Raw genomic sequence first — 12,341 nt, 5'->3', positions numbered from 1 at the left:
CGCCGCCCTCGACGCGGTCGTCCCCGTCCTGGCCCGTCACCCGGTCGTTGCCCGCGCCCCCGGAGAGCGCGTCGTTCCCGGCGCCGCCCCGGATCGTGTCGGGGCCCGCCCCGCCCGCGAGCGCGTCGGCGTCGGGCCCCCCCTCGAGGAGGCGCCCGGCCGCCGGGATCAGGAACAGCCCGAGGAGCGGGTCGTGGTCGCTGGTCTGGTCGGCGAAGTCCGCGTTGATGTGGACGGGCTCGAACTGCGCCCCGCCCCTCAGCGCCGCCGTGACGAGCATGTGGTCGAGGGTCTCGGAATTGCCCTCGAACACGTAGTCGTAGCGGCGGTCGGCCGGCAGCGTGTCCTGCAGGTCGCTGAGGACCGGGCTGCCGCCGGGCGTCAGGGTGCCGGCGCCCGTGCGGTCGTAGCCGCTCAGGGTCGCCTCGCCCCTGATCACCGCGAGCGGCTCCTCGAAGCCGAAATCGTTGAGGTCGCCCGCCACCACGACCCGGGCCCGCGGGTCGGCGGCCACGAGGCCGTCCACGAAGGTGTTGACGGCCTGCGCCTGCGCCGCCCGGGCGACCTCCCCGGCGTCGAAGGGCGGCTGCTCGGAGCCGAACAGGGCGCCGCTGCCGCCCTTCGAGGTGAAGTGGTTGGACAGGACCGTGACGGTCTCGCCGTTGAACACGAAATCCGCCGCGAGCGGCGGGCGCGAGCCGTAGAACGGGTTGTCGGGGTTGGTCTGCTGGTCGGCGTAGGTCCCCGACGCGATCGCGGCGCCGTCCGCCGCGACCGTGCGCACCGAGCCCGGCGCCAGGCTCACCCGGTCCGGGCGGTACAGGAAGGCGGTGCGGATGTTGCCGCCCGGCTCGCCGCCGTTGCTGTCGTCGCCGATGTAGGGATTGTCGAGGGCGGCGTAGCGCGGGCCGCCCGCGGCCGCCACGGCGTCGACGATCCGCCCGAGGGTCCCGGCCGCCGAGGTGACCGTGGAGGCCGTGCCGCCCGGGCCGTCGTCGTCCTGGACCTCCTGGAGCGCGATCACGTCGGGGGCGTTCAGCCGGGTCAGGATCTCGGAGGCGATGGTGGCGAAGCGGCCGGGCCCGTCGGTCGGGTCGAGGTTCTCGGCGTTGTAGCTCGCCACCAGGAGGCGCTCGGCATCGCCCGCCAGCGTGCCGGAGGCCTTGGCGCGCGGGCTCGCCGCCGCGACCGTCACGGGCTCCGTCGCCAGCACCTCGTAGTTGCCGAAGCTGTAGTTGACGACGCCCGTGACGTCGTCGAACCGCGTCCCGGTATCGACGCTCGGCAGGGTCACGCCGAGGCCCGGATCGAGCCGGATGCGCTCGGGGTTGAGGTCGCCGCCGGTCGCGTTGGTGGACCCGAGCACCGGGTCGCCGCCGCGGATCAGCAGGTTGCCGGTGCCGGCGAGCCCGGTCGCGCCGGCGCCGCCCCCGGCCACCGCGAAGATCTCCCCGAAGCCGTTGGTGGGCCCGGTCGCGAGCGGCGCCGCCACCGTGGCGCGCATGCCCTCGAGGCTCTCCCAGAAGGCGCTGCCGGCGGTGAGGTCCTCGCCCGGCGCCACGAGGCCGCCCGGCCCGCCGACGCGGATCGCACCGGGCAAGGGGTTGCCGCGCGACGTCACGCTGACGCTCGGGCCGGCGCCGAGCTGCGTCACCGGGAGCGCGCCGCGGGCGGCGCCCGTGGGCAGGAATTCCTGGACCTGGCCCGTGACCGTGGCGGCGTCGCCCACCGCGACCGCGGGCCGGCCGGCCGTGAACACGAACAGCCCGTCCGAGGTGGCGGCGTTGCCGTCGCCCGCCGGGTCCTGGAGGTAGAAGCCGTTGCCCGCGACCGCGGTGACCACCCCGGCGGTGGTCACGGTCCGGCCCGCGTAGGCCGAGGCGGCGGCGCTGCCCTGGATCAGCGGGATCGCCGTCAGGGCCGGGGCGACCTGGTAGAGCGTCGTGGTGTTGCCGACCTCGTTGGCCGAGACGACGAGGGCCTGCCCGGTCGGGCTGTCGGCCGCCGAGATGAAGGTGAGCACCTCCGGGGCCGCGTCGGTGCGCCCGGCCGCCGGAGGCTGGAAGGTGACGAAGCGCGCCTCGGCGGGCACCGTCACGTCGTACACCATGACGCCGCCGGTCCGCTCCAGGCCCACGAAGGCGTAGGTGCGCCCCGCCACCGTGCCGAGGGTGACGCCCTCCGGCTCCGGCCCCTTGTCGTCCGAGCGGTCGTCGACCTGGCCGTTGCCCTGGTTCTGGTTGAAGATCAGGGGAGCGTCCCGGGCGAGGATCGCCTCGAACTCGCCACCCGTCTCCCGGACCTTCGTGATGGTGCCGTCCGCCTCCTGGCGGAACAGCGAGATGCCGCGCCCGCCGAAGGCGACGATCCGGTCGAGGTCGCCGTCCCGGTCGGTGTCGCCGTCGATCGTCGAGACGTTGAGGCGCCCGAGCTCGGCATTGGCCTTGAGCGCGGCGGCGTTCGGGAAGGCGGTCGGGTCGAGGGTGCGGGTCGAGAGGCGCGCCACGTCGCTGTCGTCGCTGCGCGCGTCGCCCTCGTTGGCGGTGACGACGTAGACCCGGCCGTCCGCGGCCGTGAAGGACGCGATCGCGTCCGGCATCGGCAGGCCGACCACCGGCTCGTTGCGCAGGCGGATCGAGGCCGGGGTGGCCGGGCCGTCGTCCGAGGCGTCGAGCGCGTTGCCGGGCAGCGAGAGGTCGATGGCGCCGAGGGGCTTCAGGGCGGTCAGGACGGGCGCGCTCCCGGAGATGTCGAACACCGCGACGGTGTTGGCCTCCTGGAGGGTGACGAAGGCCGTGGTGCCGCTGATCGTCGTGTACTCGGGCTCGATGTCGGCGATCGCGCCGGGGCCCGGCGGCAGGCGCACGCCCGCGGCCCGCAGGGCGTCCTCCTGGCCGGCGAGGGAGCCGAAATCGTAGGTCGCGACCGTGGCGGCAGCGATGCCGGCCGAGAGGTCGATGAGGGAGACGGAGCCCGTGGGGTTGACGGCGCTGCCCCCTGCCGTCGCGCGCTCGCCCTCGTTGGCGACGACGATCTTGGTGCCGGCGGCGTTGAAGCTGAGCTGGTCGGGGAGGTTGCCGACCACGATCGGCGCCCGCAGGGCCGCCAGGGTGCCGGCGTCGAAGAACGCCACGGCCCCGTTCCGGCGCGGATCCGCGTTCTGGTAGCCGACCGCCACGATGCCGTTGCGCACCGCCACCGTGTTGGCGGCGCCGAACTCCGGAAGGCCGCCGAGGGCGATGCCGCCCGTGCGGGTGAGCGTGCCGTCCGGTCCGATCCGCGTCACGTCGATCCGCCCGTCGCGGGCGTTGAGGGTGAAGAGCTGGTCGGTCGCGGGATCGAACGCCACCACCTCGGCGCCGCCGTCGGCGGTGTTGGCGCCCGAGGCCGCGATCGCGCCGAGCCGGGTCACCACGAGGCTGCCGGTCCCGACCGGCGCCGCGGCGGCGCCGGAGAGCGAGGCCGCCGGCGCCAGCAGGACCGGGGCGGCGGGGCCCGCCGCGCCGGCCGCGCTCGTGACCGCGATGTCGTCGATGCCGACCCACTCGTCGCTGCCGGCCGCGTTGGCGGTGATCACCCGCACCTGGAGGTCGGCCCGGTTGTCGGCGTCGGCGGGCAGCACGGCCTGGACGCGCGTGTCGGGACCCGCGGCGTTCGGGCCGGCGGTCGCGTCCGCCACGAAGGCGGCCGGCACGCTCACCCAGGCTCCCGACGCGCCGACCCGGTACTGCAGCGCCACCGGCTGGACCGCGTCGTCTCCGCCGCTCTCGAGGTCGCGCAGGGTGTAGGACACGGTCACGTTCCGACGCCCGGCCGCGTCGAGGTACAGGACGAGGTTCGGGGCGTCCGCCGTGCCGCTGCCGGCGAGCGCGACCGTGGGGTTGGCGAGCGCGAACTCGGCCACACCGCCGGTCGTGAAGGTGTTGGGGCTCGTCTGATTGGCGTTGACGTCGACCGTCGGGGTGCCGTCGCCGGTCAGGGTCCGCGGGTCGGCCGCCACGAGCGCGGTCACGTCGTCGCCGCGGTAGCCGACGATGCCGGGAACGCCGCTCCAGTCGTCGTCCGCCGCGATCAGGCTCGTATCCGTCCAGCTCTGCCTGAGATCGCCGCCGGCCAGGACGTGGGGGACCGTTGTCATCGAGAGCTCCGGAGGGGGCGCGCCGTGGTCTCCGCGGGGGATGGCGGCGCGCGCAGGCGCGGCCCGGATCGGGCCCGTGCGCCCCGTCGCACCGGCGGCGCACGAGGAAGGCGGCAGCGGTAGCGGGGTTGTGCGACAGGGCGATGAAGCCGGACCGGCCCGGGAGGCCCCCCGCGCGGCGGGGCCTCGCCCCGCCTGACGGCCGGGGGGCGCCCGTGCTACCTCCCGGTCGCGCGGCCGGAGGCTTTGGATGCGGTTCGAGGTGGAGCGGAAATTCCTCATCGCCAACGACGGCTGGCGGGCCGCGGTCGCGGGCAGCCGGCGCCTGCGGGACGGCCTGATCGGGCAGTTCGAAGGGGGCAAGGTCCGGGTCCGCCTCGACGAGGAGCGGGCCTGGCTCGCCGTCAAGGGCGTGCGGGTCGGCCTCGGGCGCCCGGAATTCGAGTACGAGATCCCCCGGGCCGACGGGCAGGCCATGCTCGCAGGGGTGTGCCGGGGCTGTGTGATCGAGAAGGTCCGCCACTGCGTCCCCCATGCCGGGCTGGTCTGGACCGTCGACGTCTTCGAGGGGGACCTCGCCGGCCTCGTCCTGGCCGAGGTCGAGCTCGAGCGCGAGGAACAGCCGCTCGCGCTCCCCGACTGGGCCGGCGCCGAGGTCTCGGGCGACCTGCGCTTCCGGCAGACCACGCTGCTGCAGCTGCGCGCCGCGCTCGGCCGCCCGCTCCGCCTCGCCGACATCGTCGACAACCCCCGCGTCCCGCCGCAGGCCCGGTGAGGAGGTCCCGGCGGGCCGCCGCGGCGGCCGAGCCCCGCCGAGGCCCCCGGGCGTCGCCGACGCGGGAGCCCCGCGGCCCGCACGGCGCATGTGCAGACGATCGTTTCCCGCGCGCGACGGCTGGACCTGCCGCGGTCGAGGCCCGTTCCTGCCGAGCATGAGCCGCGGCCGGACGATTGACTCGCGAAGGTACGCTCCCTACCGTCGGCGCCGCGAGATCATCGGTACGCCGATGTTCAATGCCAATCCGCTCAAGTCGCAGATCAAGCGAGTGTAGGCACGACGACGACGTCGCCGCTGTTCGCATGAACAACAGACTACACGGGAGAAGGCGACGTGGCGGACATTCTCATCGTCGGCGCAGGCCCGGTGGGGCTGACCATGGCGGCGGAGCTGGCGCGCTACGGCATCGGCGTGCGCCTCGTCGACCGCTCCCCGCACGCGACCGAGACCTCGAAGGCCCTCGCGGTCTGGTCCCGCACGCTCGAGCTCATGGACCGGGCCGGCTGCACGCCGGCGTTCCTGGATGCCGGGCTGCGCGTCGACGGCGCCTCGATCCGCAGCGGCGGGACCGTGCTGGGCAATCCGCGCTTCGGCGACATCCCCAGCACCTACAACTTCGTCCTGATGATCCCGCAGCGCGAGACCGAGCGCCTCCTCGCCGCGCATCTCCGCTCGTTCGGCGTGGCGGCCGAGCGCGAGGTGGAGCTGACCGGCTTCACCGAGGCGGCGGACCACGTCGAGGCGCGCCTCAGGCACGCCGACGGCCGCGAGGAGACGGTCCGGACGCCCTGGCTGATCGGCTGCGACGGCGCCCACAGCACGGTGCGGCACGGGCTCGGCGTCGCGTTCCGCGGCGTGGCCCAGGGCGACGACTGGCTGCTCGCCGACATCCGCCTCGAGGGCGCCGGCGCGCCGCCCCGCGACGAGATCGCCTCGTACCTGCACCGCGACGGGCCCTTCGTGATCTTCCCGATCCCGGGCGGGCGGGCCCGCGTCATCGCGAGCCGCGGCAGGACCGATCCGGACCACCCGCGACCGGAGCCCACCCTCGGCGACGTGCAGGCGCTGATCGACGCGCGGGCCGGCGGGGGTTTTCAGGCGGCCGACCCCGTCTGGCTGACGAACTTCCGCATCAACGAGCGCAAGGTCGCCGCCTACAGCCGCGGCCGGGTCTTCCTGGCCGGCGACGCGGCGCACATCCACAGTCCGGCCGGCGGCCAGGGCATGAACACCGGCATGCAGGACGCGTTCAATCTCGCCTGGAAGCTGGCGCTGGTGGCCCGGGGCCGGGCCGGCGCGGCGCTGCTCGGCAGCTACAGCCCGGAACGGAGCGCCGTGGGCGACGCGGTGCTGCGCAACGCCGCCCGGATGACCGACCTCGGGACGCTCTCCAACCCGGTGGCGCAGGCGGCGCGCAACCTCGCCATGCGCTTCCTGCTCGGCCTCCACACCGTGCGGGACGCGGTGGCGACGCAGATGAGCGAGGTCGAGATCGCCTATGCCGGCAGCCCGCTCTCCCGGGGCCCGCACGCCGGCGCGCGCTGGGACCCCGCCCACGACGCCGGGCCGCCCCCGGGCGCGGGGAGCGAGCCGCGCTTCCTGCTCTACGCGGCCGACGCCGAGCGGGGCGCGGCCCTGGCGGCGCGCTTTCCCGCGCTCTTGGAGCGCGCGCCCCGGACGCCGCCGGAGGCCTCGGCCCTCGTCGTGGTGCGGCCCGACGGCTACGTCGGCCTCTCGGCGCGCGGGCCGGCCTGGCACGAGGCGGCGGGCTACCTCGAGGCCCTGGCGGCCGCCCCGGCGTGAGCGGCGCCGCCCGCGGCCGCAGCGGCGTGCGTCGCCCGCAGCGAGCCGGCATCGGGGAGCCGGCCGCGGGCCCGCCCGCGGACGATCGATGACCTTCACCATCCGTCCGGCCCGAAACGAGGACGACCTGAGGGACGCCGCCGCCCTGATGGCGGCCTACGCCGCCTCCCTCGGGCTCGACCTCGCCTACCAGAACTTCGACGCGGAGCTGGCGGGCCTTCCCGGGGCGTACGCGCCGCCCGAGGGGGAGCTCTTCCTCGCGCGGGACCAGGGCGGGAGCGCGTGCGGCTGCGTCGCCCTCAGGCCCGTGGCGCCCGAGGGCTGCTGCGAGGTGAAGCGGCTCTTCATCGTGCCGGCCGCGCGCGGGCGCGGCCTGGGCAGGGCGCTGGTGGAGCGCGTCGTCGAGGCGGCCGGGGCGAAGGGCTACCGGGAAGTGCGCCTCGACACCCTCCCGACCATGGGGGCCGCCGTCGGCCTCTACGAGGAGGCCGGCTTCCGGCGGATCGCCCCCTACTACGACCCGACGCCGCCGGGGACGATCTTCATGGGCCGCCGCCTCCCGGCCCGCTCCGCGACCTGAGCCGCGCGCGGCCGCTTTCGGCCCGGGTCGGCGTGGCCGCCGTCGCCGGTCCTTCATGGTCGGCCGGTAAGGGCCCGGGGGGCCGGCCCCGCCGGCCCGGCGCGAGACGCCGCCCTTACCGCGAGGACCTCATGACAGCGCGCGCGACCGGCCCCGGGGCACGACGCCCCAAGATCGACGAGACCGTCATCGACGCCTCCGTCGTTCTGCGCGAGGCGGTGGTGGGCCGCCGCTGCGAGATCCTGGCCGACAGCGCGCTCGAGTACTGCACGCTCGGCGACTACAGCTACCTCGGCGCGAACTGCGTGGTCGCCGATGCCGAGATCGGGCGCTTCTGCGCGGTCGCGTCCTCGGTCCGGATCGGCGCGCCCAACCATCCCCTGGACCGGCCGTCGCTCCACCGCTTCACCTACTGCCCCGAGTACTACAGCGCCGACGCGACGCGGGATCACGCCTTCTTCCGCGCGCGGCGCGCGGACCGGGTGGCCATCGGCCACGACGTCTGGATCGGGCACGGCGTCGTCGTGCTGCCGGGGGTCCGCGTCGGCGACGGGGCGGTCCTGGCCGCCGGGGCGGTGGTGAGCCGCGACGTGGCGCCCTACACGATCGTCGGCGGGGTCCCGGCCCGCCCCATCCGCGCGCGGTTTCCCCGCGACATCGCCGAGGCGCTCGGCCGGATCGCCTGGTGGAACTGGCCGTTCGAGACCGTCCTCGAGCGCCTGGCCGACTTCCAGGGGACGGACATCGCGGCGTTCTGCGCGAAGTGGGATCCCGGGGTGCCGCGCTAGGCTGCGCCCCGCCGGGGATCCCCGGGAGCGGCGCGGGGGGGCTCCCGCCATCCCGGCCGGGGCCTTGCCGCCATCCCGGCCCGGGGCCTTAGCCACCGGTCCCGGCCGCGGCCCCGGGGCCCGGCGCGAGCGGCCGCGGGCGTTTTGCCGTCCTCGCACGTTGCGTCCCTGACAGGAGGCGCCTCATGGCCGGCGATGCGGACGAAGGACGGATGGGCCAGGTCGTGGCGGGCCTCAGCGAAGGCGTGATCCTGATCGAGCCCGACCGGACGATCACGTTCGCCAACCAGGCGGCCCTCGCCATGCACGGCGTGGCCTCCCTGGAGGCGCTCGGGGCCGACGTCGCCGAGTACCGGAGCAACTTCGAGCTGCACTATCGCAACCACCGCGAGATGGGCCCGCTCCAGCACCCGATCGACCGCGTGCTCTCCGGCGAGGTGTTCCGGGACGCCGTCGTCGAGGTCCGCCAGGCCCGCGCCGGCGGGCAGACCTGGATGCACCGCATCCGCAGCATGGTCACGACCGATCCGGCCGGCGCACCGGCGGGCCTCGCTCTCGTGATGCAGGATGTCAGCGAACGCTACCAGGCCGAGGCGCGCTTCGAGCGCATGTTCAACGCCAACCCGGCGCCGGCCATCATCTGCCGGATCGCCGACCTGCGCTTCGTGCGCGTCAACCAGGGTTTTCTCGACCTGACCGGCACCGACCGCGACGCGGTGCTCGGACGCTCGTTCTGCGAGATCGACGTGCTGCGGGAGGCGGAGCGCCGGGACCTCGCGATCCGGCGCCTCCACGCCGGCCGCACCATCCCGCAGATGGAGGCCTGCCTGGCCGTGCCGGGCGGCAGGCGCCGCTCCGTGATCGTGGCCGGCCACCCCATCGAGATGCCCGGCGCCCACGGCGTCGAGCACTGCATGCTGTTCACCTTCGCGGACCTCGAGGACCGCCGGAAGGCCGAGATGGAGCTCAGGCAGAGCGAGGAGCGCTTCGCCAAGGCCTTCGCGCTGTCGCCGGTGCCGACGGCCCTGATGAGCGCGGACGGCCTCGTGATCGCGCGGGCCAACCTCGCCTTCGTCACGGCCCTCGGCCACCCGCCCGAGGCGATCCAGGGTCGAACGCTGGCGGAGCTCGCGATCTGGACCGACCCCGACGAGCGGCGGCGCTTCTCGCGCGACCTGACGCGCGCGGGCAGCGTTCGCGGCTTCGAGGCGGCCTTCCAGGATGCCGGCGGCGGCGCGATCGACTGCCTGATCTCGGCCGAGCGGGTGACGATCGACGGCGAGGCCTGCGTGCTCTGCGCCTTCCAGGACATCAGCGCCCGCAAGCGCTCGGAGCGCGAGCTGATGAGCGCGATCGAGGCCGTGATGGCGGACGCGTCCTGGTTCAGCCACGGCGTCATCGACAAGCTCGCCCTGCTGCGCGCGCCGCCGCGCTCCCGTCAGCCGCCCGCCCAGTCCGCGAACCTGACGACCCGCGAGACCGACATGCTGACGCGGATCTGCCAGGGGGCCACCGACCAGGAGATCGGGACGGAGCTGGGCCTCTCGCTCCACACCGTGCGCAACCACGTCGCCGGGCTCTACCGCAAGCTCGGCGTCAACCGCCGCAGCGCCGTCGTGGTCTGGGCCCGCGAGCGCGGCGTCGGCCAGAAATCAGATCTCAGGAAGGGCCGGTAGGGATTGGTGCAAGGCCATCATATGATGATGATTGAAAAATACTAGATGTAAATCTTCGGAACATTACCAATTTCAATCCATTCCATGATGGCAGCTCTGCTCGAGAGAGCATCTCGGACGATCAGCCAGGTTGGCTGATGTGAAGACGGTGCGGATGAGCCGTCGCCGAACGGTCCCGTCGGCGAACCATGCGCGCTCCGATCGAGGAAGCGACCGGCACGATCCAGGGCGGGCCCCGGCTCGAGGCCGGGCGCGCGCGGCCGTCGCCGGAAGCGGCGCCGGTACGGGACGCGGAGCACCGGGCACCACCGACGCAGGCGAAGGCCTGCGCTGTCGCCTGCCCGCCGCACCCCGCGGCGGACAGGCTCTGTCACGCAACGCAACGTCAAGGCGAACCCGACCATGTCCTTCCTTGCCTGGATCGTCCTCGGACTCGTGGCCGGCTTCATCGCCAGCAAGATCGTCAACAACACCGGCCAGGGCCTGGTCGTCGACGTCCTGCTCGGCATCGTCGGCGCCGTCGTCGGCGGCTTCCTGTTCAACCAGTTCGGGCAGCCCGGCGTCTCGGGCGTCAACCTCTACTCCCTGCTCGTGGCGATCGTCGGCGCGGTCGTCGTGCTGTGGCTCTACCACGCCCTCCTCGGACGCCGCGTCGTCTGACCCGGGCCGCCGCGCCCGCCCTCCCCGCCAGCCCACTCCCCTCCCTCGAAGGATCACCCCATGGCCGTCGTCACCGAGAGCACACCCGTCACGCCCAGCCGCCCCGGACCGGAGCGGGCCGGCCCCGACCGCGCCCCGCCGCAGACGAGCCTCGCCACCCCGGCCGAGGACATGCGCACGGTGATGCTGAACTCCGTCTCCTGGGGGGCCATCTTCGCGGGCGCCGCCGCGGCGCTCGTCTCCCAGGTGATCCTCAACATGCTCGGCGTCGGCGTCGGCCTCTCGACGGTCGACCCGATGGGCAACGGCACCCCGGGCGCCGGCGCGCTCGGCCTGGGCGCCGGGCTGTGGTTCGTGATCTCGGGCGTGCTCGCCTCGGCGGCGGGCGGCTACCTCGCCGGCCGCCTGTCGGGCAAGCCCTCGCACACGACGGCCGGCTACCACGGGCTGGTCGCCTGGGCGGTCTCGACGCTGGTGATCATCTACCTGCTGTCCTCGGCCGCCAGCGGCCTCGTCGGGGGTGCCCTCGGCACCGCGTCGAGCGCGGTGAGCGGCGTCGGCGGCGCGGTCGGCGGCTCCGCCCGGACCCTGGCGCAGGCGGCGGCGCCCGCGCTGACCGGGCTCTCGGACCCGTTCTCCAGCATCGAGGGCCAGGTCCGCAGCGCCGGCAACGGCCAGGATCCCGCCGCCCTGAAGGACACGGCGGTGAGCGCAATGCGCGCCGCGCTCACCGGAGATGCGGCCCAGCAGGCCGATGCCGGCGAGAAGGCGGCCCAGGCGCTGGCCAAGGCGCAGGGCATCCCCCTCGACCAGGCCCGGACCCAGGTGAAGCAGTACACCCAGCAGTTCCAGGACACGGTGGCCAGGACCAAGGAGCAGGCCAGGCAGGCCGCCGACGCCACGGCGCGGACGGTGTCGCAGGGCGCGCTCTACGGAGCCCTGGCGCTGATCCTCGGGGCTCTGGCGGCCTTCTTCGCCGGCCGCGTCTCGGCCGTCGGCCCGACGCTCACCCGCACGGCCCCGGTGCCGCTGACGCCGCGCCGGGCATGAGCACCGGCGATCCTGCCGCGACCGGACGGGAGCGGTCCGGGACGCTCGTCACCGGGCCCGCGGCGGAGATCGCCGCCGGCGAGGAGGTCACGATCCCGGTCCTCCCCGAGACCGCCCGCATGGAGGGCGGGGCCACCCTCATCCCCGTTCTCGAGGAGATCCTCGTCGTCGAGAAGCGGCTGGTGCTCAAGGAAGATCTGCACCTGCGCCGGACGGCGATGGGCCAGGACGTCGAGGTTCCGATCACGCTGCGCCGCCAGCACGCCGTGGTCGAGCGCCCGGACGCGGCGGGACACGTCACCGAATAACCCAACACAGGAGCCACGCTCATGACCCAGACGATCACAGCCATGTACGACGACCAGGCCGAGGCGCAGGCGGCAGCCGGCAAGCTGATCGCGGCCGGCATCCCCCAATCGGCCATCAAGGTGGTGCCGGGCGCGGCGAGCGCCGCGCCGCGCGGCGCCGGCTCCTACGACCGCACCCGCGACGAAGGCAGCTTCTGGGCCTCCCTGAAGGACATGTTCATGCCGGAGGAGGACCGCTACGCCTACACCGAGGGCCTGAGCCGCGGCAGCACGATGCTGAGCGTCTCCGTCGACGAGGCGCACGTCCACGCGGTGACGGACATCATGGAGGAGCACGGCTCGATCGATCTCGACGAGCGGGAGGCGACCTGGCGCAAGGAGGGCTGGAGCGGGTACACCGCCGAGCCGGCGACATCCGGGACGCAGGCCTCCGGGACGGCGGCGGCCATGACGGGCGCCGCCGCGGCCGCCGGCACCGCGGCCGCCGGCACGGCAGGGGCCGTCGGCGCGACCGGCGCGCGGGGGGCGGCTGCGAGCGGGACGGAGTACATCCCGGTGGT

Annotated in this window: 9 protein-coding genes and 1 pseudogene; 9 read left to right on the top strand and 1 reads right to left on the bottom strand. The window is 74.6% G+C overall.

What is annotated here, in order from left to right; translation table 11 throughout:
- On the bottom strand, positions 1-4,138 hold a 4,138-nt coding region (locus DT057_RS31295), incomplete at its 3' end, for a choice-of-anchor I family protein (protein WP_128565961.1).
- Positions 4,139-4,388: 250 nt separating this feature from the next.
- Between DT057_RS31295 and DT057_RS31290 the strand changes: the two genes are divergently transcribed.
- The 9 genes and pseudogenes from DT057_RS31290 to DT057_RS35740 form a co-directional block, all read left to right on the top strand.
- Positions 4,389-4,913 (top strand): CYTH domain-containing protein, encoded by a 525-nt coding sequence (locus tag DT057_RS31290; RefSeq protein ID WP_128565960.1) that lies wholly within the window; start codon positions 4,389-4,391, stop codon positions 4,911-4,913.
- A gap of 336 nt (positions 4,914-5,249) precedes the next feature.
- A complete protein-coding gene (locus DT057_RS31285; RefSeq protein ID WP_128565959.1) occupies positions 5,250-6,719 on the top strand; it encodes an FAD-dependent monooxygenase in 1,470 nt (489 codons plus the stop codon).
- A gap of 88 nt (positions 6,720-6,807) precedes the next feature.
- Positions 6,808-7,299, top strand: a complete 492-nt coding sequence (locus tag DT057_RS31280; protein ID WP_128565958.1) for a GNAT family N-acetyltransferase — start codon at positions 6,808-6,810, stop codon at positions 7,297-7,299.
- 131 nt (positions 7,300-7,430) lie between these two features.
- Positions 7,431-8,087 (top strand): DapH/DapD/GlmU-related protein, encoded by a 657-nt coding sequence (locus tag DT057_RS31275; protein WP_128565957.1) that lies wholly within the window; start codon positions 7,431-7,433, stop codon positions 8,085-8,087.
- A gap of 185 nt (positions 8,088-8,272) precedes the next feature.
- The gene (locus DT057_RS31270; protein WP_128565956.1) at positions 8,273-9,763 is read left to right on the top strand and encodes a helix-turn-helix transcriptional regulator; all 1,491 of its coding nucleotides are present in this window, start codon (positions 8,273-8,275) and stop codon (positions 9,761-9,763) included.
- A gap of 402 nt (positions 9,764-10,165) precedes the next feature.
- Positions 10,166-10,423: a GlsB/YeaQ/YmgE family stress response membrane protein gene (locus tag DT057_RS31265; RefSeq protein WP_128565955.1), complete on the top strand. Its 258-nt coding sequence runs from the start codon at positions 10,166-10,168 to the stop codon at positions 10,421-10,423.
- A 60-nt stretch (positions 10,424-10,483) separates the two neighbouring features.
- On the top strand, positions 10,484-11,473 hold the full coding sequence (locus tag DT057_RS31260) for a PhnA-like protein (RefSeq protein WP_128565954.1): 990 nt from the start codon (positions 10,484-10,486) through the stop codon (positions 11,471-11,473).
- Positions 11,470-11,781, top strand: coding sequence for a DUF2382 domain-containing protein (locus DT057_RS31255; protein ID WP_128565953.1), 312 nt, complete (start codon positions 11,470-11,472; stop codon positions 11,779-11,781). The genes DT057_RS31260 and DT057_RS31255 overlap by 4 nt, the downstream gene beginning before the upstream one ends.
- Before the next feature lie 21 nt (positions 11,782-11,802).
- Positions 11,803-12,341 (top strand): annotated as a pseudogene (locus DT057_RS35740) (YsnF/AvaK domain-containing protein); the annotation flags it as partial.

Origin of the sequence: Methylobacterium crusticola (assembly GCF_003574465.1) — a bacterium.
Classification (GTDB): Bacteria; Pseudomonadota; Alphaproteobacteria; order Rhizobiales; family Beijerinckiaceae; genus Methylobacterium; species Methylobacterium crusticola.
The sequence above is the reverse complement of the archived record's forward strand: the minus strand, read 5'-3'. Positions and strand labels throughout refer to the sequence as shown.

Excerpts from the sequence above, each read along its gene's own strand:
- DT057_RS31290 (WP_128565960.1), top strand. The coding sequence starts at position 4,389 with ATGCGGTTCGAGGTGGAGCGGAAATTCCTCATCGCCAACGACGGCTGG.
- DT057_RS31280 (WP_128565958.1), top strand. The coding sequence starts at position 6,808 with ATGACCTTCACCATCCGTCCGGCCCGAAACGAGGACGACCTGAGGGAC.
- DT057_RS31275 (WP_128565957.1), top strand. The coding sequence starts at position 7,431 with ATGACAGCGCGCGCGACCGGCCCCGGGGCACGACGCCCCAAGATCGAC.
- DT057_RS31270 (WP_128565956.1), top strand. The coding sequence starts at position 8,273 with ATGGCCGGCGATGCGGACGAAGGACGGATGGGCCAGGTCGTGGCGGGC.
- DT057_RS31265 (WP_128565955.1), top strand. The coding sequence starts at position 10,166 with ATGTCCTTCCTTGCCTGGATCGTCCTCGGACTCGTGGCCGGCTTCATC.
- DT057_RS31260 (WP_128565954.1), top strand. The coding sequence starts at position 10,484 with ATGGCCGTCGTCACCGAGAGCACACCCGTCACGCCCAGCCGCCCCGGA.
- DT057_RS31255 (WP_128565953.1), top strand. The coding sequence starts at position 11,470 with ATGAGCACCGGCGATCCTGCCGCGACCGGACGGGAGCGGTCCGGGACG.